At 47.2% G+C, this 22443-nt stretch carries 26 protein-coding genes; 2 read left to right on the forward strand and 24 right to left on the reverse strand.

The annotated features are described in order from the left end of the window. Positions 1 to 17 precede the first annotated feature (17 nt). The 6 genes from nuoH to ACQCV8_RS03075 form a co-directional block, all read right to left on the reverse strand. Positions 18 to 1022, reverse strand: coding sequence for an NADH-quinone oxidoreductase subunit NuoH (gene nuoH, locus ACQCV8_RS03050; RefSeq protein WP_426843063.1), 1005 nt, complete (start codon positions 1020 to 1022; stop codon positions 18 to 20). Then, entirely contained in the window at positions 1022 to 2122 is a 1101-nt protein-coding gene (locus ACQCV8_RS03055) for an NADH-quinone oxidoreductase subunit D (protein WP_426843064.1), read from the reverse strand. Before ACQCV8_RS03055 ends, nuoH begins: the two co-directional genes overlap by 1 nt. Before the next feature lie 3 nt (positions 2123 to 2125). Next, positions 2126 to 3175 (reverse strand): NADH-quinone oxidoreductase subunit C, encoded by a 1050-nt coding sequence (locus ACQCV8_RS03060; protein WP_426843065.1) that lies wholly within the window; start codon positions 3173 to 3175, stop codon positions 2126 to 2128. Between the two features lie 3 nt (positions 3176 to 3178). After that, a complete protein-coding gene (locus tag ACQCV8_RS03065) occupies positions 3179 to 3691 on the reverse strand; it encodes a NuoB/complex I 20 kDa subunit family protein (protein ID WP_123912875.1) in 513 nt (170 codons plus the stop codon). Beyond that, positions 3682 to 4056 carry an NADH-quinone oxidoreductase subunit A gene (locus tag ACQCV8_RS03070; protein WP_426843066.1) on the reverse strand — a complete coding sequence of 125 codons (375 nt, stop codon included), beginning with the start codon at positions 4054 to 4056 and terminating at the stop codon, positions 3682 to 3684. Before ACQCV8_RS03070 ends, ACQCV8_RS03065 begins: the two co-directional genes overlap by 10 nt. Positions 4057 to 4276: 220 nt before the next feature. Then, on the reverse strand, positions 4277 to 4627 hold the full coding sequence (locus ACQCV8_RS03075) for a hypothetical protein (protein WP_426843067.1): 351 nt from the start codon (positions 4625 to 4627) through the stop codon (positions 4277 to 4279). 159 nt (positions 4628 to 4786) lie between these two features. On the opposite strand from ACQCV8_RS03075, the gene ACQCV8_RS03080 reads away from it, so the two are divergent. After that, the gene (locus ACQCV8_RS03080; protein ID WP_426843068.1) at positions 4787 to 5272 is read left to right on the forward strand and encodes a hypothetical protein; all 486 of its coding nucleotides are present in this window, start codon (positions 4787 to 4789) and stop codon (positions 5270 to 5272) included. A gap of 85 nt (positions 5273 to 5357) precedes the next feature. Here the strand turns inward: ACQCV8_RS03080 and ACQCV8_RS03085 are convergent, their stop codons facing one another. Continuing rightward, positions 5358 to 6164, reverse strand: coding sequence for a histidinol-phosphatase (locus ACQCV8_RS03085; protein ID WP_426843069.1), 807 nt, complete (start codon positions 6162 to 6164; stop codon positions 5358 to 5360). 51 nt (positions 6165 to 6215) lie between these two features. After that, on the reverse strand, positions 6216 to 6878 hold the full coding sequence (locus tag ACQCV8_RS03090; RefSeq protein ID WP_426843071.1) for a hypothetical protein: 663 nt from the start codon (positions 6876 to 6878) through the stop codon (positions 6216 to 6218). 549 nt (positions 6879 to 7427) lie between these two features. Here ACQCV8_RS03090 and ACQCV8_RS03095 point away from each other — a divergent pair. Then, entirely contained in the window at positions 7428 to 7625 is a 198-nt protein-coding gene (locus ACQCV8_RS03095) for a hypothetical protein (RefSeq protein WP_426843072.1), read from the forward strand. 348 nt (positions 7626 to 7973) lie between these two features. Here ACQCV8_RS03095 and ACQCV8_RS03100 read toward each other — a convergent pair whose 3' ends face one another. The 16 genes from ACQCV8_RS03100 to ACQCV8_RS03175 form a co-directional block, all read right to left on the reverse strand. After that, positions 7974 to 8378, reverse strand: coding sequence for a F0F1 ATP synthase subunit epsilon (locus ACQCV8_RS03100; protein ID WP_426843074.1), 405 nt, complete (start codon positions 8376 to 8378; stop codon positions 7974 to 7976). 24 nt (positions 8379 to 8402) lie between these two features. Beyond that, positions 8403 to 9824, reverse strand: a complete 1422-nt coding sequence (gene atpD / locus ACQCV8_RS03105) for a F0F1 ATP synthase subunit beta (protein WP_426843364.1) — start codon at positions 9822 to 9824, stop codon at positions 8403 to 8405. Between the two features lie 46 nt (positions 9825 to 9870). Further along, positions 9871 to 10728 (reverse strand): F0F1 ATP synthase subunit gamma, encoded by an 858-nt coding sequence (locus ACQCV8_RS03110; protein WP_426843075.1) that lies wholly within the window; start codon positions 10726 to 10728, stop codon positions 9871 to 9873. Positions 10729 to 10948: 220 nt separating this feature from the next. Then, complete coding sequence (gene atpA / locus ACQCV8_RS03115) at positions 10949 to 12457, reverse strand: F0F1 ATP synthase subunit alpha (RefSeq protein ID WP_426843076.1); 1509 nt, start codon at positions 12455 to 12457, stop codon at positions 10949 to 10951. A 22-nt stretch (positions 12458 to 12479) separates the two neighbouring features. Next, positions 12480 to 13019 carry a F0F1 ATP synthase subunit delta gene (locus ACQCV8_RS03120; protein ID WP_426843077.1) on the reverse strand — a complete coding sequence of 180 codons (540 nt, stop codon included), beginning with the start codon at positions 13017 to 13019 and terminating at the stop codon, positions 12480 to 12482. Then, the gene (gene atpF / locus ACQCV8_RS03125) at positions 13016 to 13540 is read right to left on the reverse strand and encodes a F0F1 ATP synthase subunit B (RefSeq protein WP_426843078.1); all 525 of its coding nucleotides are present in this window, start codon (positions 13538 to 13540) and stop codon (positions 13016 to 13018) included. The genes ACQCV8_RS03120 and atpF overlap by 4 nt, the downstream gene beginning before the upstream one ends. A 154-nt stretch (positions 13541 to 13694) precedes the next feature. Continuing rightward, entirely contained in the window at positions 13695 to 13913 is a 219-nt protein-coding gene (gene atpE, locus ACQCV8_RS03130; protein ID WP_426843079.1) for a F0F1 ATP synthase subunit C, read from the reverse strand. Between the two features lie 56 nt (positions 13914 to 13969). Further along, on the reverse strand, positions 13970 to 14704 hold the full coding sequence (gene atpB / locus ACQCV8_RS03135; RefSeq protein ID WP_426843080.1) for a F0F1 ATP synthase subunit A: 735 nt from the start codon (positions 14702 to 14704) through the stop codon (positions 13970 to 13972). Positions 14705 to 14725: 21 nt separating this feature from the next. Next, positions 14726 to 15094, reverse strand: coding sequence for an ATP synthase subunit I (locus tag ACQCV8_RS03140; RefSeq protein ID WP_426843081.1), 369 nt, complete (start codon positions 15092 to 15094; stop codon positions 14726 to 14728). A gap of 7 nt (positions 15095 to 15101) precedes the next feature. Continuing rightward, the gene (locus ACQCV8_RS03145; RefSeq protein WP_426843083.1) at positions 15102 to 15323 is read right to left on the reverse strand and encodes an AtpZ/AtpI family protein; all 222 of its coding nucleotides are present in this window, start codon (positions 15321 to 15323) and stop codon (positions 15102 to 15104) included. A 191-nt stretch (positions 15324 to 15514) separates the two neighbouring features. Beyond that, on the reverse strand, positions 15515 to 17749 hold the full coding sequence (locus ACQCV8_RS03150; protein ID WP_426843084.1) for a S8 family serine peptidase: 2235 nt from the start codon (positions 17747 to 17749) through the stop codon (positions 15515 to 15517). Between the two features lie 94 nt (positions 17750 to 17843). After that, the gene (gene upp, locus ACQCV8_RS03155; protein ID WP_426843085.1) at positions 17844 to 18473 is read right to left on the reverse strand and encodes a uracil phosphoribosyltransferase; all 630 of its coding nucleotides are present in this window, start codon (positions 18471 to 18473) and stop codon (positions 17844 to 17846) included. A 156-nt stretch (positions 18474 to 18629) separates the two neighbouring features. After that, positions 18630 to 19862 carry a serine hydroxymethyltransferase gene (gene glyA / locus ACQCV8_RS03160; RefSeq protein ID WP_426843086.1) on the reverse strand — a complete coding sequence of 411 codons (1233 nt, stop codon included), beginning with the start codon at positions 19860 to 19862 and terminating at the stop codon, positions 18630 to 18632. A gap of 547 nt (positions 19863 to 20409) precedes the next feature. After that, a complete protein-coding gene (locus ACQCV8_RS03165) occupies positions 20410 to 21246 on the reverse strand; it encodes an NmrA family NAD(P)-binding protein (protein WP_426843087.1) in 837 nt (278 codons plus the stop codon). A gap of 1 nt (position 21247) precedes the next feature. Next, positions 21248 to 21691, reverse strand: a complete 444-nt coding sequence (locus ACQCV8_RS03170; RefSeq protein ID WP_426843088.1) for a nuclear transport factor 2 family protein — start codon at positions 21689 to 21691, stop codon at positions 21248 to 21250. 55 nt (positions 21692 to 21746) lie between these two features. Next, on the reverse strand, positions 21747 to 22331 hold the full coding sequence (locus tag ACQCV8_RS03175) for a TetR/AcrR family transcriptional regulator (protein WP_426843089.1): 585 nt from the start codon (positions 22329 to 22331) through the stop codon (positions 21747 to 21749). Between the last annotated feature and the right edge of the window lie 112 nt (positions 22332 to 22443).

The raw sequence follows: 22443 nt of genomic DNA on the forward strand, positions 1-22443 counted from the left end.
CCACTCCCTTTATCGTTTTATCGGAAAAACCATTCCTTTATGAGTGCGGTGATAAAAATGTTTGCCAGCGCAGCGGGAAGGAGAACCTTCCAGCCAAATTCCATCAGCTGATCGGCGCGGAGACGCGGAAACGTAACACGAAACCAAATAAGGACGAACACGACCATGCTGAATTTCAGGGCAAACCATACGGCTCCGGGTATGAAGCCAAGAAACGGAATGGCATGCCAGCCGCCCAGGAACAGAACGGTGGTCAGGGAGGCCATCGCAAAAAAGTACACATATTCAGATAGCATGAAAAATGCCCACCGGAAACCGGAGTACTCCACATGATAGCCTGCCACGAGCTCTGACTCTGCTTCCGGGAGATCAAACGGCGTCCGGTTCAGCTCTGCAACAGATGCAATCAGGAAAATGAGGAAGCCGACCGGCTGGACAAAGATAAACCAGACGTTCTCCTGCGCCCCGACAATTTCATTTAAATTCAGGCTTCCGGAAAGCAAAACCACGCCAATGACACTCATCACAAGCGGTATTTCATAGGAAATCATCTGCGCGGCTGCCCGCATTCCGCCCAAAAGCGAGTATTTATTGTTCGATGCCCAGCCACCCGCTACCACACCCACAGTCGTCAGTCCGGAAACCGCTATATAGTAAAGCAAACCCACCCCGATGTCCGAGAACTGAAAGGCGTCTGTAAACGGAATGACCGCCAGAACGAGGAAAGCCGGTGCAAAGGCAATAATCGGAGCAAGAATGAACAGCGGACGGTCGGCAAGCTTTGGAATCGTATCTTCCTTTAACAGCAGCTTAAGCACGTCAGAGACCGTTTGCAGCAGCCCCCATCGTCCGCCCACCTGATTCGGTCCGATCCGGCCCTGCATAAATCCCATCACCTTCCGTTCGGCTAAAATACCGTACGTCACAAATCCCAGCACCACAAACATAAAGAGCAGGGCAAGAGAGAAAAAGGCGAGAAAATTGAGCCAGCTCGGCTGAGAGGAAATGAGATCCTGCATCATCAGCCATCCACCTCCCCGAGAACGATATCAATGGCCCCTAAAATGGTAATCAGGTTCGCCATGTTTTCTCCTTCCAGCAGCTTTGGAAGAATTTGCAGATTGTAAAAGGACGGTCTTCTGAATTTCAAGCGGTACGGCTCTTTCTTTCCTTCCGAGGCAATGTAGCAGCCGATTTCTCCTCTGGGCGATTCGATCCGGACGTACGTTTCGCCCTTTGGCGGCTTAATAATCTTCGGCACCTTCGCCATAATCGGACCGTCACCCGGGAATTGCCCGAGAGCCTGTTCAATAATTTTCAGCGATTCTTCAATTTCAGCCATCCTGCATTCATACCGGGCAAATGCATCCCCTTTTGTCCGGACCGGAATCTCAAAGTCAAACCGGTCATAAATGGAGTAAGGCTCATCCTTCCTTAAATCCCACTCTGTTCCAGTACACCTCAGATTCGCTCCGCTCAATGAGTATTCAATCGCTTCTTCTTGCGTATAAATGCCAACGTTCTTCACCCGGTTCAAAAAGATTTCGTTTCCCGATACGAGGTCGTGATACCCCTTCAGCTGTTCTCTCATATATGGAACAAATTCAGCAGCCTTCTCAAGCCACCCATCCGGAGCGTCCCACTTGACCCCGCCGACTCTCATGTAATTAAAGGTCAGCCGGGCTCCCGACAGCTCCGTTAATAGATTGATAATCATCTCCCGTTCCCTGAACGCATATAAAAACGGGCTGACCGCTCCGATATCAAGGAGATAGGTCCCCCACCAGACAAGGTGGCTCGCTACCCGGCCGAGCTCCATAGCGAGAATCCTCAAATATTCTGCTCTTTCGGGTGGCTCAATACCAGCCATTGTCTCCACCGCATGGCAGATCACGTAATTGTTCGTCATCGCCGATAAATAATCCATGCGGTCGGTGTAGGGGATAATCTGGGTATACTGCAGATTTTCTGCAAGCTTTTCCGTTCCGCGGTGAAGATAGCCGACGACCGGGGTGGCTTCTTTGATGATTTCCCCGTCAATCTTAATGACGAGGCGAAAGACCCCGTGTGTGCTCGGGTGCTGCGGGCCTACATTTAACAGCATTTCCTCTGTGCGCATCACCAGCTACACCTCCACATCATACGGTTCATAATCTTTTCTGAGCGGATGGCCGACCCACTCATCCGGAAGCATAATCCGCTTTAAATTCGGGTGATTCGTAAAATGAATGCCCAAAAGATCAAAGGTCTCGCGCTCCGGCCAGTCTGCACCCCTCCACAAATTGGCCACAGATTCAACCTCCGGCTGACCGCGGTCCAGCTTCGTCTTTAAAACAAGGCTTTGCTTATGGGTATAGGAGAATAAATAGAGGTAAATTTCCATATGAGTCTGAAAATCCGTGCCGTGCATTTCCGATAAATAATCGTACTCCATATCCTTATGGTGGCGTAGCAGCGTCGCTGCCTCCAAATACCGTTCTCTTCTCACCGTAATGGTCGGCACTTCCTTAGAGAGCCGGTTAATTGAAGCCTCCTCCACACTCTCATCGCCAAACGCTTCCCGAAGCAGTGCTGCCGTCCGGTTAAGCCTCGGTTCATGAACAGATGGCAAGGGTTTTACAGGTTCCGGAGTTTCTTTTGCGGCAAGCTTCGCCTTCGCCGCGGCAGCCGCTTTAGCTTTGGCAGCAGCCACAGCCTTTGCTTTCGCCTTAGCGGCATCATCCTCCGCAAAACTTTCCGTCCGGGAAGCCTTCGCAAGGGCGGCCGCCTTTGCTTTTGCTGCAGCGGCGGCTTTTTGCTTTGCGAGCTCTTCTGCACTCACGCCTGATTCAGGCTGCCCCCCCTCCTGCCTTTTTTGCTTGGCCAGGGCGGCGGCCTTTGCTTTTGCAGCGGCAGCGGCTTTTTGCTTTGCGAGCTCTTCTGCACTCACGCCTGATTCAGGCTGCTCCCCCTCCTGCCTTTTTTGCTTGGCCAGGGCGGCCGCCTTTGCTTTTGCTGCAGCGGCGGCTTTTTGCTTTGCGAGCTCGAGGGCTTCGGCTTTTTGCTCCTGGTTCGCTTCAGCGGTAACAGCTGCTTCCATGTTCCGGTTTCGTTCTTCCAGCTTTTTCTTCGCTTCTTCTTTCGCTCTGGCAGCTGCTTCTTTTTTCAGCTGCTCCCTTTCTTTTTCATCTGCCATGAATTAGAGCACCCGCTTTCCGGTTTTCGCCTCGTAGCGGATTTTTTCTTTCAGTTTATTAATTCCGTAAATGAGGGCAGCGGGATTTGGAGGACAGCCGGGGATATACACATCCACCGGAACTATTTGATCGACGCCTTTGACGACCGCGTAGGATTTTATATATGGACCGCCAGCCGTTGCGCATGAACCCATCGCGATCACCCATTTCGGTTCGGGCATCTGATCATACAGCCGTTTCAGGATTGGAGCCATCTTCTTCGTAACGGTTCCGGAAACAATCATCACGTCCGATTGCCTTGGAGATGTCCGAAAGAAAGACCCAAATCGGTCAAGATCGTAGTGGGAAGCGCCGACTCCCATCATCTCAATAGCACAGCAGGCGAGGCCGAATGTAAGGGGCCATAAGGAATTGCTGCGCGCCCAGGCTTTCAGCTCTTCCAGTGTGGATAGGAAGACACTTTGTCTGATTTCCTCCAATTCTCCAGGAGGCAGATTTTCAAGTTTCAAGTCCATTTAAGCACCCCTTTTTTCCATGCGTACATCAGACCAATCAGCAGCATCACCACAAAGATCAGCATTTCAATCAGAGCAAAAAGACCAAGCTTCTCATAGGCGACCGCCCACGGATACATAAACACGGTTTCTACATCAAAAATGACAAACATCAGGGCAAATATGTAATACCGGACATTAAATTGAATTCTGGAGTCATGAAAAGGGTCCATTCCGCTTTCGTACGTAGTCATTTTAGCCTGTGTAGGAGCATGGGGCCGAAGCAGCCGCCCAATCGTAAGGGCAACAGCAGGAAGCAGCAAGCCGAGAAGAAGAAAAACGACGATGATTAAATAATTATTCCAGTATGGATAAAGTGAATCCATGATCCCCCTCCACTCTGCTGATTATTTAAACCTTCTAAATATTCTAATAATGTAACCGCTATCATTATAGCAAACATATCCTGGAAGTGTCGATAACCCGGATGGATCAATCATGCAAGCCGGACAAACATTCTTTTCTTTATAACTATGACGGAGGAGTATTTTCATTACTGTTTTTGGCGAAAGTGTGCCGCAAGAGCTGGCATGCAAAAACCCCCTGCTAAGCAGAGGGCTCGGTAACAGCTGTGGAATGCAGCCTCTTATATGGTTTTCTCAGTCCGTACACTCTTCTTTTTGTTAAGAGACTATGGATTTGGAGCTTTGTTTCGAATTCAATATGGCGGCTGTTAAGAATCACGAAATAAGCCTCTTTTAAATCGAGCCAAAGCTCCGGCTTATTTGGAATCTTTAAGACCTTCTTCATTGCTTTTAAAAATATGGCAGCCTGTAATTCATTAGGATGGTCTTTTATGCGGCTGACGTGAAATGCAATGGTTTTGGTCCAGGCAACGTGTATAAGCAGCCTCAGTATAAACAGCCCTGCAACCAGGGAAACGATCCAAACTCCCATCCTGCTCCTCCTTGCCCTTCCGATCTGTTTCTTTCATTCTACCTAAATTATGCTTCATTTACTATATTTTTCTTGAATTAGGAAAAGGCTTCTAACTCCTATTTTCTTACATTTACCGTGTTATACTGGCTAAGGACAATTAGAAAGGGGGATTCTATTTTGATGCACGAATCATTCCACATCGAAGAAGAGTATGGCCGGAACCTGCCGGAATTCAAAACAGAATTTGAAGCGATCGCCTATTATTTTGACTATCGATTTGAACAGCTTGCTATTTTAAGTGAAGCTGCTGAATATATGAACGGTAAAGAGCTGAATTACACTCCGGAGAGCCTGATAGAACTTGAAACGCTTTACTTCACATTCTTCCGCACAAATGGCTGGAAAGAGCTTCAGCTGACGATTCACGAATTTGAAACAATGATGTCCATCTACTTCGGAGAGGTAGTGACCCGTCATCTTCCAGATTCAGATTGGGCCGTTCAGCCATATCCGTTTGATGAAAAAAAATATGTTCTCGGGCTGAATCGGGGGAAGCATACGGATTACTTTAATAATTTGTTTGAGGATCATTATCTGACCGTGAAGAATGAAGAGGAACACTATCTATATAAGCGGTTTAAAAGAATTGAAGCCAGAATTTGACGGGATGCGGTTCGATAGTTATTCCATTATTTTCACAGATATTTTATTATAAGAGCCGGAAACCCGGCTCTTTTTTAGAAGTCCGTTACAGCGGGACCATCCTTCTCTCTTTCTGCCGGAAAATGGCCCATTCTTTGAAGCCAATTTCCTTCAGTTTACTGCGGACTTCCTCAAATTCGTCGCCGACCCGCTCCGGTTTGTGGGCATCGGAGCCGAAGGTCACGTTCACTCCATAATGAAGGGCCCGTTCCAGGAGTTCTTCTGACGGATACCACCCGCCGCAGTATTTATTCTTGCCGGATGTGTTAATTTCGATCGCTGTATCGGCCTCCGCTATGATTTGAAGCGTCCGCTCTGCTGCATCCGTCTGGATGGCGGAGAACTCAGGGTAGTAGCCCTTCATCGCATCTATGTGACCGAGAATCTGGAATACTCCGCTGCGGACAGATTGTGCAATGAGGCTGTAGTAGTTTTCTTTTGTTTGCTGCTTTTGATTCGCGCTTAACCCTTCCCAGCGGTCTTTCTTGAAAATGCTGGCGCCGTCTACAAAGTGGACCGACCCAATGATGTAATCAAGCGGGAACTTTTCGTAAAACTTCTTATATTGAGGCAAATGTTCCGGAAAAAAATCGGATTCTACTCCAAGAAGTACTTCAATTCTGCCTTCATATTCCTTTTTCAGCCGGAGCACTTCCTCCACATATTCCGGAAAATGGCTTTTTGCCATGGATATGCGGGGAAATAGATGATCCTCTTCAGAATACAGGTGCGGCGAATGATCAGAAATGCCAATCATGTCGAGGTTTCGTTCTATCGCTGCTTCAATATAGTCCCGGATTGGCTGGACAGCATGACCGCATCGATCATGGTGTGTATGAAAATCAAATTTCATAGGTTCACTCCCTTTCGGATTCCGTTACCTGCTAGTTTACCAGAAAGTTCATCATTCTTTTAACAGCTTCGTTTTCAAGCCGTTGTAAAATTCATCCGGATTGTCCGGACGTATGTGGGCTGAGGCTGCTTTGTCCGTAAAACCATACATTTTCCTCACCTTAACCGGCTTGATAAACTCTATAACGATGGCAGGGTCTTCTTTAACAAAGTCTTCCAGGATTCCATCAAATACATTTTTATCGTTCCCGTGTGCCTCTTTTTCATAATAGGAGACAGACTGAATCTCACTGTATGAAGCAAACAGTCTTTTTTTCAGGCCAAGCTGGAGGCAAAGCGCGTCCTCCGTCAATATGAATGGTTCCAGCCGGACAGCTTGAATTTCCCCAAGTAAAAAGAGGATGGTGTAAATATTAAGCAGGAGCATTACGATGGACAGCGTTGGGCTAAAAGTATGAAAAAGCACATGAAAAGCAATCGATTCAATGGCAATGGCATGAATAATCATCACGTTGAAAGCAATGGCACTCGTTTTTTTTATGGAAGGTGAAGGTATTGGATGCTGCAGCAGGCTTTCTTTTCCAGGAAAAAAGACTGTAATAGAAGAGGAGAGCTTCACTGGCAAGAACATCTGCAATTCGGGAAGGGTTCTTAGAGCCTTGTAATGCCAGGTCGAGTCTGTATGTAAATGAGTCGGCAGATGAAGCTTGAACATTCCGAATGAAGCCTGGAAGCTCTCTGACAAGCCTGGTAAGAAAGAAGAGCATGAAAATGGCTTCTCCCCCGATGACGAAATAGGGCAGATACGGATATAAGCCCATATATTCCATGGGGATGATCAGCCAGGCAGCAGCGAGTCCGGCCATTATGACGGGGATGATGCTGCTCGAAGAATATCGTTTGCGAATGATAAGCAGGTAGGCCGCAAGCGGCAGGATAAGGATGCAGTCTAATAAGGAGCCGATCACTCTACTTCAGGATTACCCGCCGGAGAGCCAGGCACCCTGTATATCAGGGTATTTGAGCCCAGAATGAGGAAGACCATCAAAAGCATCCTGCCCCACCTTGGAGCAGAAATTGCAGAAGCCGTCATTTCTTTCCCTCCTTTGACAAAAGTATAATTCTTCCAATTGATTTCGCATTCTGATTTTTTGTCTATTTCATGAAAAGGGGCTGCAGTCTGCAAAAAGGTTTAAGATTTTAAAAAAGAGGGAAAAGTTTAATTCGGTCTTTCAACCTTTCTTTAGGGAGCGCTAAAGGAGAAGTGATTACTATATTAATTCGAATCAGCAACAGACACTCGATTATTCTTTATAAGGTGAAGAAAGCGGTAAGAGAAACGAAGAAACGCGGGATCACCATCCCTCTTACCATTCCCGCCATTAGCCAAATGATTGGTTTTTCTGAAGAAAACATCCTTGAAGCCATGGAGCTGGGTCAAGACCCTGCAGCTGTCTCTTAACTGGGGCTGTCCTTTGAATGTTCGGCCATGGAATTTAAGTGAGAGGCTACTAGAATGGCTCCCGAAGCGAGGCACATCCAGAAGCAACCACCACATTTTAAATAATGATTATATAGAAAGAAAAGCGGGTTTCTCCCATGCCGGGAGAGACCTTTTAGTGTTTTCTCCTATTATAGTAATTTTTCGTTCCCTTTTTAAGAGACTTAGCAAATTGACTAATAGGTTTTGGAGTTGCTGTATAGAACACTTCCATTTATATAGCAAAAAAAAACGGAAACAGATCGCATACGAAATACAGACCATACGCAAAAACCCCTGTTTCCAATAATGGAACCAGGGGTTTTCAGTTTACATTCGGTTATTTCTTACGTCAATTCGGTTAATGGCCCGGCGCAAAGCAAGCTCTGCACGATGAGCATCAATTTGTTCCGCTTTATCGTTCAGGCGGCTTTCGGCGCGCTCCCTTGAAGCTTGAGCGCGTTCAAGATCGATGTCTTCTGCAGCTTCTGCAGCCTGAGCTAAGATCGTTACGTTATCGGGGCGGACTTCAATGAAGCCCCCGCTAACAGCCACGAGTTCCGTGCTGCTTCCTTTTTTCAGGCGTACCGCTCCCGTTTTCAGAGGAGCAACCATCGGAATATGTCCTGGCAGGATTCCAAGCTCACCGCTTTGAGCTTTTACACTGACCATTTCCACTTCCGCATCGTAAACTGGGCCATCAGGAGTAACGACATTGACTTTTACTGTCTTCATACTCATACCCTCCTATGGACCAGATTAGACTTCAACACCCATGCCTTTTGCACTTTCCACTACATCTTCAATGCGTCCTACAAGACGGAACGCATCTTCAGGAAGATGGTCGTACTTGCCGTCAAGAATTTCTCTGAAGCCTTTGACCGTCTCTTTAACAGGTACATAGGAACCTTTTTGGCCAGTGAACTGCTCGGCTACGTGGAAGTTCTGAGACAGGAAGAACTGGATGCGGCGCGCACGGTGAACAACCAGTTTATCTTCTTCAGAAAGCTCGTCCATACCCAGGATGGCGATGATGTCCTGAAGCTCTTTGTATTTTTGCAAAGTCTGCTGAACTTGACGTGCCACATTGTAGTGCTCTTCTCCAACGATTTCCGGAGAAAGGGCGCGTGAAGTGGAAGCAAGCGGATCCACCGCCGGGTAGATCCCCATCTCAGACAATTTACGCTCAAGGTTTGTTGTTGCATCAAGGTGAGCGAACGTTGTAGCAGGAGCCGGATCCGTATAGTCATCGGCTGGTACATAGATCGCCTGGATGGATGTTACAGAACCTACGTTAGTTGAAGTGATACGCTCTTGAAGCTGACCCATTTCAGTCGCAAGTGTCGGCTGGTAACCAACGGCAGAGGGCATACGTCCAAGAAGGGCGGAAACCTCAGAGCCTGCCTGCGTGAAGCGGAAGATGTTATCCATAAAGAAAAGAACGTCCTGTCCCTGGTCATCACGGAAATATTCAGCCATTGTCAAACCAGTCAGGGCAACACGCATACGTGCTCCAGGCGGCTCGTTCATCTGTCCGAATACCATGGCTGTTTTCTTGATAACGCCGGAATCCGTCATTTCATGGTAAAGGTCATTTCCTTCACGTGTACGCTCACCAACACCGGCGAATACAGAGATACCGCCGTGCTCCTGAGCGATGTTGTTGATCAATTCCTGGATCAGAACGGTTTTACCTACACCCGCTCCTCCGAAAAGACCGATCTTACCGCCCTTGATGTAAGGAGCAAGCAAGTCTACAACCTTGATTCCTGTTTCAAGAATTTCAACCTCTGTGGAAAGATGTTCAAATGTAGGTGCCTGTCTGTGAATTGGATCACGGCGGGACTCAGCAGCAATTGGAGTGTCCAAATCAATGTTCTCACCAAGTACGTTAAATACGCGGCCAAGTGTCAAATCTCCAACTGGAACAGAGATTGGCGCACCAGTATCCGTTACTTCCGTATTACGCTGCAATCCGTCCGTCGATGCCATCGCGATCGTCCGTACAGTATCATCTCCAAGATGAAGGGCAACCTCCAAAGTAAGTGAGAAAGATGCATCAGCTTCGCTTTTTGCAGCTTGCTTAATTGTAAGAGCGTTGTAAATCTCCGGCAGGTGACCGCTTTCGAACTTAACGTCAACGACGGGACCCATAACCTGTGTAACGCGTCCTTTCATGATCGCTTTCCCTCCTAACTAGCTATATAAAACAGTGTATTTTTTCGATCTATTCTAGCGCTGCAGCTCCGCCGACAATCTCGGTAATTTCCTGAGTAATGGCAGCCTGGCGGGCGCGGTTGAACGTGAGTGTGTAGCTGTTGATCAAATCCTTGGCATTATCTGTTGCATTTCGCATCGCTGTCATACGGGCAGCATGCTCAGACGCTTTGCTGTCCAGCAGAGCTCCGTAAATCAAGCTTTCTGCATACTGAGGAAGCAGCACTTCAAGAATTTCTTCTTCATCTGGTTCAAATTCATAAGAAGTACGTTTGCCTTCAGCTGCAATGTCTGTAAGAGGAAGCAGCTTTGTCTGTGTTACATCCTGCTGAATCGCACTGACGTAATGATTGTAGAAAAGATAAAGCTCATCGAACGTTTCTTCTACAAACATGCTGACTGTCTGGCTCGCAATGTTTTTAATGTCGGAGAAGCCCGGCTGATCTCCGAGCCCGACGATTTCCTGTGTCACGGCAATTCCGCGGCGCTTAAAGAAATCCCGGCCAATTTTTCCGATTGCGATGACCGCATACTCATCACTTGAAGCATGGCGGTTTTGGATGGTCTGATAAACAGAACGAAGAATGCTGCTGTTAAAAGCACCTGCAAGTCCGCGGTCAGACGTAATGACAAGATAGCCGGTCTTCTTTACCTCGCGTTTTAAAAGCATAGGGTGGGTGGCTCCGGTAATTCCGTTTGCCACATTCGCTACGACTTCCTGCATCTTGTTCATATACGGAACGAACGATTTTGCATTATTCTCAGCACGGTTCAGTTTAGCAGCCGAAACCATTTCCATCGCTTTCGTGATCTGGCTCGTCTTTTTTGTTGAATTGATTTTTGATTTTATATCGCGTAATGATGCCAAAGGTACTCACCACCTTGTTTTTAAACTCCGGTTTTATTCATAAAGGGAAGCTTCCATTAACAGAGGCATTTCCCGCTGTTCATGGTTACTTGAACAAATCGGGCACTTACGGGCAATTTGCGCCACCCTGTTTTCAACAGCTCAAAGCAGCTGCCGCAATGCCCGTTCGTGCTGGAATATAAGAGGGGAAGCACCGTTCCGGCGATCCCTCTGCCGTTCATTACTCAGATACGACGAATGTCTTTTTGAAGCCTTTGATAGCAGAAACGAATGCTTCATCTTCAGGAAGATTTCCGGTTTTACGGATCTGCTCCATCATATCAGCATGGTTTTGATCAAGGTAAGCAGACATTTCGCTCTCGAAACGGTTGATATCCTGTACAGGAATATCATCCAGGTGTCCTTTTGTAAGGGCATAAAGAATCGCAACCTGTTTTTCAACTTTCAGCGGCTTGTGAAGATCCTGTTTTAGAACTTCTACTGTACGCGCACCGCGTGCAAGCTTAGCCTGAGTTGCTTTATCAAGATCGGACCCGAATTGAGCGAATGCTTCAAGCTCACGGTAAGAAGCAAGGTCAAGACGCAGCGTACCTGCTACCTTTTTCATTGCTTTAATTTGAGCAGAACCTCCAACACGGGATACAGAAAGACCGGCGTTGATCGCAGGACGTACGCCTGAGAAGAACAAGTCAGACTGCAGGAAGATTTGTCCGTCGGTGATGGAGATAACGTTCGTTGGAATGTAAGCGGAGATATCTCCTGCCTGTGTTTCAACGAACGGAAGAGCTGTCAGGGAACCAGCGCCTTTTGCATCGCTTAGCTTCGCTGCGCGCTCTAGCAAGCGGGAGTGCAAGTAGAAGACATCCCCTGGATATGCTTCACGGCCCGGAGGACGGCGAAGAAGCAAAGAAAGCTCACGGTAAGCAGCAGCCTGCTTGGAAAGATCATCATAAACAACCAGAACGTGCTTGCCGTTGTACATGAATTCTTCACCGAATGTTACTCCTGCATATGGAGCAAGGAACAAGAGCGGTGCCGGCTGGGAAGCAGACGCAGTGACTACAATCGTGTAATCAAGAGCTCCATGTTTGCGAAGTGTTTCAACAACACCGCGAACCGTGGATTCTTTCTGTCCGATTGCTACGTACACGCAAACCATATCCTGATCTTTTTGGTTCAAAATCGCGTCAATTGCTACAGATGTTTTCCCTGTTTGACGGTCTCCGATAATCAGCTCACGCTGGCCGCGGCCGATTGGAACAAGCGCATCGATTGCTTTAATACCGGTTTGAAGCGGTTCATGAACAGATTTACGGTCCATAACTCCAGGAGCAGGACTCTCGATAGGACGGGTTTTCGTTGTTTCAATCGGACCAAGGCCGTCAACAGGCTGTCCAAGCGGGTTCACTACACGTCCGATAAGAGCCTCACCAACAGGAACCTCCATGATGCGTCCTGTACGTTTGACTTCATCGCCTTCGCGAATGTCCTTGTATGGTCCCAGAATGATAATCCCGACATTGCTTTCTTCAAGGTTTTGAGCCATTCCCAAAACGCCGTTTGAAAACTCAACAAGCTCACCAGCCATGACATTGTCGAGGCCATGAGCACGGGCGATACCGTCACCAACCTGGATAACTGTACCTACATCACTAACTTCAATTTCAGACTGATAGGTTTCAATCTGCTTCTTTATAAGAGCACTAATTTCTTCAGCTTTGATGCTCATGAGTTTCACCCCTATCTGTGATCTATTTTGTAACGAGCTGTTTCTCGATCCGTGCAAGTTTGCCGCTTACGCTTCCGTCATAAATACGGTTGCCGATTCTCAGCTTTACTCCGCCGATCAGCGTTTGATCAATAACGTTATGAAGCTTCAGAGCAGTCTTTCCGATTCTTCCGGCAAAGCTTGCGGATAGTTCGGAGAGTTCCTGTTCGCTAAGCAGGCGTACGGAGTAGACGATTGCATTTTCTGTACCGCGTGCGTCATTCGCAAGTTTTGCAAACTCGTCCGCAATTTCAGGAATGCTGTCTGTCCGGTGCCGTTCCACAAGGATGCAGAACGTATTCAATACCTGACTGGTCAAGGAGCTGAAACCTTCCTTAATCAGATCTTTTTTCTTTCGCAAATCCATCTTTGGATGCTGAAGCAGAGCCATAAGCTTTGGGTTCTGCCGAAAAACTTCCTTCACCGTCATCAGATCATCTTCAAATTGATCAAGCATTTTAGTTTCCTTGGCAATTTCAAAAAGCGCTGATGCATATCGTTTGGAAACTGCGGGATTGCTCATCGGCTATCCCCTGCTTCTTTCAGGTAATCGCTGATCAGCTTTTCCTGCGCCTGTTCATTCAGCTCTTTTTCAATAACTTTGGAAGCGATCATAACGGATAGGGACGCAACCTGACTGCGCAGTGCTGCAACAGCCTGATCCTTTTCCTGTTCAATTTCTTTACGTGCAGATTCTTTAAGGCGCATTGCTTCGTTACGGGCTGTAGCAACGATTTCTTCCTTCTGCTGTTCGCCGATTTTCTTCGCATTTTCAATCAGGCCTTGTGCTTCCTGACGAGCCTGCTTCAGCAATTCGCGCTGTTCTTCAATCAATTTAGCAGCCTCAGTGTTTCTTTCTTCTGCTGAATTAATTTCGTTCGCAATGAATTCTTCGCGTTCCTTCATGATTCCAATAAGCGGCTTCCAGGCAAATTTCTTTAACAGCGCAAGAAGAATTAAAAACGCCAAGAGCTGGAACAAAATATCCCCGCCGTTAAAATGTCCTTCACCGGCAGCAGCACCTAATATAAATAAATTGGGCATTGCGTTAATTCACTCCCTCCAAGGGTTACATGATAAAAAGGATGTTTTATGGCTAGTTTGCGGACAAAAAAAAGAGACGGTCTTGCACATAAGAGAATGGCGAAGGTCTTTTATAAAGATGATCTTCGCCACTTCTTCTTATCTGCTGTGCCTCCTATTGGCCCATTACGATAAATGCAATAACAACCGCGATAATCGGAAGTGCCTCAACCAATGCGACACCAATGAACATTGTCGTTTGCAGCGTTCCGCGCAGTTCCGGCTGACGTGCAATCCCCTCAATTGTACGGCTGACAATCATTCCGTTACCGATACCTGCACCAAGTGCTCCCAAACCTACTGCGATTGCAGCTGCGATTACTCCTAAACTCATCTGTATGTCCTCCTTGTAATGGCTAAAATTTTATTTTATAAATCATAAATCTGCTGTTAGTGATCTGTGCTTACTTTGTGAGCCATGTAAACCATGGTCAGCATTACAAAAATAAATGCCTGAATTGCACCTACAAAGATACTGAATCCCTGCCATGCAAGCATTGGCACAATTGCAGTAACGGTGCCTACTATGCCTCCCATTAAACCATCGGCATACCCGCTTGTCGCCAGACCCGCAAGCAATGTGAGCAGGATTTCACCGGCATATATATTACCAAACAAACGCAAACCGAGAGTTAAAGTGTTGGCAAATTCTTCTATGATCTTAATAGGGAATAAAAATTTCATCGGCCTTACATATTCTCGCAGATATTCTCCTGTCCCCTTCATTTTAATGCCATAATAATGGGTCAGTGCGACAATCATTACGGCCAGGGTCATTGTAACGACTGGATCAGCGGTCGGAGATTTCCACCACAGGTTTCCATCAATGACAACTGAGAACGGAAGACCCAGCATATTCGACACGAATATGTACATGAGAATGGTCATCCCGAGAGTAAGGAACCGGCCGCCTGTTTTCCAGTCCATTGTACTGTTGATGATGTTTTTTACAAAATCCATAACCCATTCTATAAAATTCTGCGCCCCTGTCGGTCTAAGAGAAAGAGTGCGGGTAGCGGCGACAGCAATTACAAAAACAATGATACTGGACACTGTAATCATCATAAGGTTAGCCAGGTTGAAATACAGTCCCATAAACTCAACTACAGGTGCTCCATGATCCAATAATATTCACCTCTCTTCCAGCTATTTGCGTAAGTGTTGAACCATAAAATCTATCATAATAACAATGTATATTGTTATTAATCCAATAACTGCAGGAATCAGAGCTATATGTTCCGGATACCGCATCGCGATAAGCACAGCAAGGCCGGCTGCAGCCATTCTCGAGAGCATGCCCATCGAGCCCGTCCTGCCCCCGTGTTCAACTGCATCCGAAAACCGTTTTTGCCCTCTCAGCATCGTCCACAGATTAAATAGACCGAAGCCTGTTCCAATAATCAGACCCAGAAACACTTCTTTGTATTCAGTTAACCCCCAGCAGGCTGTATAAATTGCCAGAAGGTATAGTATGTATTTCAGATAACGCTGGAACATGGGATGCAGTTCAGACATGAAATGCTCAGTCTCCTGGAAAGTAGTGGCGGACTAGTTTCAGCATGCCGTAAATGCCTGCTGCCAGTCCTGAAAGAAGGCCAATGATTAAAAACAGCGGTGCCGTATGAAGGTAGCCGTCTAGCCATCTTCCGGCGAAAATCCCTACTAAAACTGATCCTACCAAATGTGATAGAATGCCAGACATAAGGGCCATCGCCTGCAACGGATGACGATTTTTACTGTTCATCGACAGCACCCCGCAATCACGGTTTTAAAGGTTTTTTTGAGGGAATGTTCTAGTAATTAGAAGGTTTTGAAAACCTTATCATTACCCTCGTATAGCATATCAATTGGCGCTGGGCTGTGTCAATGTGAATCCATGCTAAAAATTCACAAACCCATCAGCCCGGCACAAATTGTTCACATTTGCTGAAAAAATTAGTGTTGACTATGAAAATCGATTGTGATTACGGCTTCGATGATATCTTCTGAATTGCCTTTCTCCGCAAAAATGAGGGCTTTATAGGTCCCGTCGGGCACGTTTATTTCTTTCCTGCTCAGCACTTTTTTTAACCGGCCTTTTCCTGCATTTTTCACCCAGTCAAGATATCCAATAAAATGATACGATGCAGGGTCGTATAATGCAATGCCAATTTCATCCGCCCCGCCCGGCAGGTACAGTTCATACTGAAGAGTCCCCGGTTCATCACCCGGCTGCAGATCAAAGCCCATCAGCCTCGGATAATCCGGCTCATTCATCATAAAGAGATATGGAATGTCGATTTCTTCACGGCCGGCGTTCATCTTAAGCCACCCCTGGTGGGTTCCGTCAGCCAGGTGAATTGGCGTCCCTTCAAGGACGATTTCCACCTCCCTCGAGGATCGGGGCTGCACGTACTGGGTTTTAGGAAACCGCCATGTCAGACCGTCCGCTCTCCCGGGATAAATAAAGGAAAAACGCTGGACTTTCCCTGAATGATTAATCAGGTTCAGCCTGGCTTTGTGCACAGATCTGCGCTGTCCAGAAGAAAATTGTGAGAAAACAAGGGATCCGGGTACAGCCAATACTTCTGTGTTGACCGCTTTCCATACATCAATCCTCCCTGCCCCCTGCCCAATCGGTTCGTAAAGGGCGGCATGCCGGTCCATCAGCGGTTTTGCCGTGTTCATCAGTGCAGCCTTTATTTCCCCGGGGCTCCAGTCCGGATGGGCTTGCTTTACAAGGGCAGCCGCTCCTGCAACAAGCGGCGAGGCCATACTTGTCCCCTGCAGCTTTTTATATTGATTGCCGGGAATCGTGCTTAAAATCTCCACTCCAGGTGCTACAACATCCGGCTTTATCCCCCAGTTTCCTGTGACTGGCCCCCTTGAGCTGAAGCTTGCCAATGTATCCTGTTCATTCGTTTGAGAAATATCTGCCCGTTCGTGAAGAAGCTTCCGGAGCCTCAGCCCGTCTTCTTTGGAAATGGAAGCAGCCGGGATCGTGATGTTTTTCATATTGCCGGAGAAAGACCCCTTCTGATTGTTATGAACGAGAATTCCGGCAGCCCCCTTTTTCTGCGCTGCCAGCGCCATTTCAGTAAACGGTATTTTCCCTCTTTGAGCGATCACGAGCTTTCCTTTGCTGTCGGCCGGAAACTCTTTTTCCCTTCCAAACCCTGCATACACCATTCCGGCAGAGCGGATGGTTTTCCATTGCGCCGCCCCCTGAAAAGGAATCAGGCGGACAGGCTCCGGCATGCCGGATGTACGAAGTGTAAACGCCTTAATTGGCGGAGTGGAAGCCCCTACCGAAATCGCCTTCTCTGCTGTTCCGGGAGAGCCGAGCGTCCATTTCCCCGGACCTGAATTGCCGCCTGCCGCGACTGCAACAATGCCTTTTTCCACCGCTTTGTTTAACGCAAGACTCGTCGGCCAATCCGGTCCATTTACGTCATTTCCTAATGATAGGTTTAAAATATCCACCTTATCCTTTACGGCCCTGTCGATAGCGGCGATGATTTGTTCAGAGGTTCCCGTCCCCCCTGGCCCGAGTGCTCTGTAAATATAAAGGGATGCATCCGGTGCGATGCCTCTGATCTTGCCGTTTGCAGCAATTATGCCGGCTACATGGGTTCCATGCAATGTCGCCACATCCTCATCCCCCATCGTTTCCATCGGATCCCGGTCATCGTCTACGAGATCGTACCCGCCTGCATAATTTTTCCGCAAATCCGGATGGCGGTAATCCATTCCGGTGTCGATGACTCCTACCTTAATCCCTTTCCCGGTCAGGCGCTGATTCTCCCCGTCAAATAAACCTCTCACCCGGTCTCCCCCTACAAAAGCCACGTAATCTGCTGCTTCAGCTTTATAGGCAGCCACAGGTCCCAAATCTTCGACATACGGACGCGATGACAGCAAAGCCAGGTCTTCAGATGATCCTTCAATTGATGCACCTTTAAACACTTCGCTGTATTCCCGGCGGATTTCCACATTCCGAAAGTCCGTTTTCAGCTCGCTTTTAAACGCTTCCCACCGCTCAGGGGCAACAGCAAAAATTCGTCTCGCAGCCTTGTCCGGACGGTTCCGGTCAGGGAGAGGCGGTTTTTCAGGAAAGGTATAGGTGGCGGATGAGGCATGGGGAAGAAGGAGTGAAAACAGGATAAAAAAAGACATCATTCGTTTTTTCATGGGAACACCTCTTGTCCGTTAGCGTTCTCCGGAAAGAGCGGTTTTATGACCGTAAAAAAGGCTCAGACTTTATTTTAAGTCTGAGCCTTGCTGATTATTTTGTTCCGAACATTCTGTCGCCTGCATCTCCGAGACCAGGGACAATGTATCCTTTTTCATTCAGCTTTTCGTCGAGGGCCGCGATAAAAATGTCCACATCCGGATGCACGAGCTTAAATTCTTCAACGCCCTCCGGAGCTGCGATTAAACACATGAATTTAATGTTTTTTGCACCGCGTTTTTTAAGGCTGTTGATCGCTTCGATTGCCGATCCGCCAGTAGCAAGCATCGGATCCACTACGATGAAATCACGCTCTTCCACATCGGAAGGAAGCTTTGCATAGTATTCAACGGGCTTGAGTGTTTCAGGATCACGGTAAAGGCCGACGTGCCCTACCTTCGCTGCCGGGATGAGCTTAAGAATCCCGTCAACCATCCCAAGGCCTGCGCGCAGTATCGGAATGATCGCCAATTTTTTTCCGCCAAGCACGTTAGATTTTGCAATCGTGACCGGTGTTTCCACTTCTACTTCTTCCAAAGGAAGGTCACGGGTAATTTCGAAGGCCATCAGGGTCGCCACTTCATCTACCAGTTCACGGAAATCCTTCGTTCCTGTTTTTACATCTCTTATGTACGTAAGCTTATGCTGAATTAACGGGTGATCAAAAACGTATACTTTCCCCAAACCGCTCAACTCCTTATCAATATCTCGTACCTGTTTCATCGCACTTCCATTGATTCTACAGAAAAAGGGCAAGGGTTTCAAGAGGAAGGTTTTTATGAAAAAGCTGGAAAAGGAGCAGCCGCATCAGCTGCTCCCTTCCTGTCCGGATCGGATCCTTCAGTAAAGCGGAAATCTGGAGGTAAGAGCCTCAACGCGTTCCGCTGCTTCTTTCTGCTTTTCCTCATCTTCGCTGTTGTTTAATGCAAGAGCAATAATCGAAGCAATTTCGTCCATTGCTTCCAGCCCAAAGCCGCGTGTCGTTACAGCGGCTGTTCCAATTCTAATGCCGCTTGTTACAAACGGGCTTTCCGGATCGAATGGAATCGTGTTTTTGTTTGTTGTTATGCCGATCTCATCCAGAATTTTTTCTGCGGTTTTGCCCGTCAGGCTGAGTGACCGGACATCAAGAAGAACGAGATGATTGTCCGTACCGCCGGATACGAGATTCATACCTTCTTTAACAAGGGACTCACCAAGGCGTTTCGCGTTCTCAATGATTTTTTCGCCGTATTCTTTGAATTCCGGCTGCAGGGCTTCTCCGAAAGCAACAGCTTTAGCCGCGATGACATGCATAAGCGGACCGCCCTGAATTCCAGGAAAGATGGATTTATCAATCTTTTTAGCAAATTCTTCTTTACAAAGAATCATTCCACCACGGGGACCGCGAAGTGTCTTGTGAGTCGTTGTCGTTACGAAATCCGCGTAAGGGACGGGGTTTGAATGAAGCCCTACTGCTACAAGACCCGCAATATGAGCCATATCCACCATGAAGTATGCACCCACTTCATCCGCAATCTCACGGAACTTCTGGAAGTCGATTTCGCGCGGGTACGCACTTGCACCTGCAACGATCAGCTTCGGCTTGTGCTCAAGCGCCTTCTGGCGAACATCTTCATAGTTGATGCGGTGCGTTTCTTCGTCTACTCCGTATTCCACAAAGTTGTACTGAACACCGCTGAAATTAACGGGGCTGCCGTGGGTAAGGTGGCCGCCGTGGGAAAGATTCATACCAAGTACTGTATCTCCATGCTCCAGGATGGTAAAGTAAACGGCCATGTTTGCCTGGGCACCGGAATGCGGCTGAACGTTTGCATGCTCAGCACCGAAGATTTCCTTCGCGCGGTCGCGCGCAATATTCTCAACAATATCCACGTACTCACAGCCTCCGTAATAGCGTTTACCCGGATAGCCTTCTGCATATTTGTTCGTCAGCACAGAACCTTGCGCTTCCATTACCGCTTCACTTACAAAGTTCTCAGATGCAATGAGCTCGATCTTCGTCTGCTGCCGTTTTAGCTCCTGCTGCATCGCTTCAAATACGGATGGATCCTGCTTCTGCAAAAATGTCATGTTTATATCCCCCTTGATTGGACAGTAGTGGCTTGCTTATATGCTCCTATTTTACACACATTCTGAACGAAATGTAAAAGACAATCGGCTGATTTTTGAAAAAATAGAGCTAATACCGAACTATAGAGAGTTGATTGAAAGAGATTGTTCGAAATAAGGGGGATGGCGGAAAGCAGGGAATTATTGAAGGAGCAGTTTTGGCAAAGGGGGGCTATATGAATTGGACAGATTCGTGAGCGAAACGGACAAATCATCTGGGGGGAATGGACAAATAGGATCGATCAGATTCGTGAGAGGAACGCATAAATAAGGCGGTATAATCCCCAAATAAAATGGAACGGTTTTTGGCGCTTTAACAGGTTTTCTGCCCAGAACTTCAATTAATCCCGCCGTTTCCACCCCTTCCCCGGCCAAAACTAACCACTTTTTACCCTGCTATATCATTCAAGTTTAGCCTATGGGAGGCCTGCTGTTTTATGTAATGCTCTTCGGTTGATTAACAGAAAAATGAAAAGGAGAAGCAGTTCAAACTGCTTCTCCTCCAGTATTACCCCCAGGCCTCTCTATGGGCGCCAGCAAATTCACTTAAACTAACCGGCTTCTTCCCAGTGACCGTTTCAACTGTATTGGTAACACGGTCTTCTGCACCGTTTGAAATCTTTTCTTCCAGTCCTGTCATAAAAGCGGCATACTCTGGTGTTAAGCCTCCTTGAACCATAGCCTGCTGATACTGGCTAAGAGGAAGGTTTCCGTATTGAATGGGGGTGCCGGCTGCATGGCCGATGATCGAGACAGCTTCTGAATAGCTCAAGCTCTCCGGACCGGTAATGATGTGGCTCGTGTTATGCGGCTCTTGATCGATCAATGCACGAACGCCAACTTCCGCAATGTCATCTGCACTGACAAAACCGATTTTTCCATCACCGGCTGCCGACCAAAGCTTGTTTTCTGATTTAATGGTGTGAAGGTGGTAAGGGGCCAGGAAATTCTCCATAAAATAAGAAGGACGGAGAATGGCATATTCAGGTGCCAGCTGCTTGACAGCGAGCTGCAGCTTCCCAAACACTTGACCGTCATCAGAGACGATGGCCGCACCGAGCATGACCACCCGTTTCACTCCGGAATTCAAAGCTTTTTTCAAAAAAGGCAGAACGGCTGGCAGCGGATCAAGCACACCGACCGGTGCAACCAGGTACAATTTTTCAATCCCTTTAAATATTTCAGCAGGACATTGCCCGCTGTGCCAGTCGAAAGGCACATGCTCTGCACCAGCAAGCCTGGGAACCGATCTGCTGGCAATGCGGATAGAATAGCCGCGTTCCAGAAGCTTGGAAGCAATGCGGCTTCCTGTTGTGCCGGTTCCGCCAGTAAGTAAAATAGTCATGCTATTGACTCCTTTTTAGAAATTTTAGAAATGCCTGAGGTTCATTATTGTAAGCGCCAATAAAGATAAGCGGATTCCAGTAATCTTTATAACGGAGAATTTTTCCATCCTCATACTCAATGACACTAATATATTTTTGGTTGTAAGGCAGTCCTGTTTCCAGAATCACTGCTTCGCATTCAAACTCCACGATTACTGTATTTTGGCCTTCGACTGGGTAGTAGTTCGGCTCAGAAAAATGGGTGAAATTCATTTTTTCGGGAAAATCCTTCACATGATTGTAGATGGCATCAATCCCTTCCAGTTTTGTTAAAACACCAGAAGGGGCATAGGGAATTTCAAATACGGCGTCTTTATGCCAGATTGTCATCCACTGTTCAATATTGTTTTCCAGCATGCCTTGAAAAAATTGATCCATGATCTTTACGTATTCATTCATCATCATTGCAGCTCCTTTTTTGACTGATTAGTCCAAAATAAGTGAAAGAATAGCCTCCTATTCAATCCAGAACAGACAGGCTGACTTTCGCATAGCTTTCCAGTGCATCAAAGCTTTTGTTCGTTTTCGCAATAAAGGTAAGGGACAGTCTTGATTGATTCAGGTAGCGGGCAAGGTTTCTTAAATCACCGTGCCGATTTGTGAACTCACCCTCTTGCTTTCCGCGCAAAAGAGCATCATAAAAGGCATCTTCAAGCAGCAGCGACTGCCTGCTGAAGTATTCGGCAAGCTCTTTTTGAAAAGGAAGCTGTTCGACTGCACTATTGATAATGTAGCAGGCGGCAGAACTTTCCGGGTCCTTCAAAGCCCTGATACCTTCAGCAAAAATATCATGGACAGCTTCTTTAACTGAACCCGCTTCACTCAGTCTTTGGACAACCAGCTGATTTTTTGCCTCCAAATACGCTTTGACGGCGGAAAGGAAAAGGTCCTTTTTCGTGCCAAACGTGTCGTATAAACTTTGCCGGCCAATCTCCAAATGCTTGAGCAGCTCTGGAAGCGAGGCACCTTGATAGCCCAGCTGCCCAAACACTTCAGCCGCTTTGCGCAAAACAGTGACCGTATCAAATTCTTTGCTTCTTGCCAATTGCATTCCCCCCTTCAAGTACAGATTATCCTTTTTGGACTGATTAGTCAAATAATAATATTGAGAAGGAAAAGGGACCAACAAAATAAAAAACAGGGAGACAACGCTCTCT

It is taken from the genome of Metabacillus sp. 84 (assembly GCF_050107715.1).
Classification (GTDB): Bacteria; Bacillota; Bacilli; order Bacillales; family Bacillaceae; genus Metabacillus_B.

Bases quoted from the DNA above. Each gene is read 5' to 3' on its own strand.
- glyA (WP_426843086.1), bottom strand. From the start codon at position 19,862: ATGACATTTTTGCAGAAGCAGGATCCATCCGTATTTGAAGCGATGCAG.
- ACQCV8_RS03065 (WP_123912875.1), bottom strand. From the start codon at position 3,691: ATGGACTTGAAACTTGAAAATCTGCCTCCTGGAGAATTGGAGGAAATC.
- atpE (WP_426843079.1), bottom strand. From the start codon at position 13,913: ATGAGTTTAGGAGTAATCGCAGCTGCAATCGCAGTAGGTTTGGGAGCA.
- ACQCV8_RS03150 (WP_426843084.1), bottom strand. From the start codon at position 17,749: ATGAAAAAACGAATGATGTCTTTTTTTATCCTGTTTTCACTCCTTCTT.
- ACQCV8_RS03145 (WP_426843083.1), bottom strand. From the start codon at position 15,323: ATGAACAGTAAAAATCGTCATCCGTTGCAGGCGATGGCCCTTATGTCT.
- atpF (WP_426843078.1), bottom strand. From the start codon at position 13,540: ATGCCCAATTTATTTATATTAGGTGCTGCTGCCGGTGAAGGACATTTT.
- ACQCV8_RS03100 (WP_426843074.1), bottom strand. From the start codon at position 8,378: ATGAAGACAGTAAAAGTCAATGTCGTTACTCCTGATGGCCCAGTTTAC.
- atpA (WP_426843076.1), bottom strand. From the start codon at position 12,457: ATGAGCATCAAAGCTGAAGAAATTAGTGCTCTTATAAAGAAGCAGATT.
- ACQCV8_RS03120 (WP_426843077.1), bottom strand. From the start codon at position 13,019: ATGAGCAATCCCGCAGTTTCCAAACGATATGCATCAGCGCTTTTTGAA.
- ACQCV8_RS03075 (WP_426843067.1), bottom strand. From the start codon at position 4,627: ATGGGAGTTTGGATCGTTTCCCTGGTTGCAGGGCTGTTTATACTGAGG.
- ACQCV8_RS03140 (WP_426843081.1), bottom strand. From the start codon at position 15,094: ATGTCTGAACTGCATCCCATGTTCCAGCGTTATCTGAAATACATACTA.
- ACQCV8_RS03060 (WP_426843065.1), bottom strand. From the start codon at position 3,175: ATGGCAGATGAAAAAGAAAGGGAGCAGCTGAAAAAAGAAGCAGCTGCC.
- ACQCV8_RS03090 (WP_426843071.1), bottom strand. From the start codon at position 6,878: ATGTTCAAGCTTCATCTGCCGACTCATTTACATACAGACTCGACCTGG.
- ACQCV8_RS03165 (WP_426843087.1), bottom strand. From the start codon at position 21,246: ATGACTATTTTACTTACTGGCGGAACCGGCACAACAGGAAGCCGCATT.
- ACQCV8_RS03085 (WP_426843069.1), bottom strand. From the start codon at position 6,164: ATGAAATTTGATTTTCATACACACCATGATCGATGCGGTCATGCTGTC.
- ACQCV8_RS03170 (WP_426843088.1), bottom strand. From the start codon at position 21,691: ATGATGATGAATGAATACGTAAAGATCATGGATCAATTTTTTCAAGGC.
- ACQCV8_RS03070 (WP_426843066.1), bottom strand. From the start codon at position 4,056: ATGGATTCACTTTATCCATACTGGAATAATTATTTAATCATCGTCGTT.
- nuoH (WP_426843063.1), bottom strand. From the start codon at position 1,022: ATGATGCAGGATCTCATTTCCTCTCAGCCGAGCTGGCTCAATTTTCTC.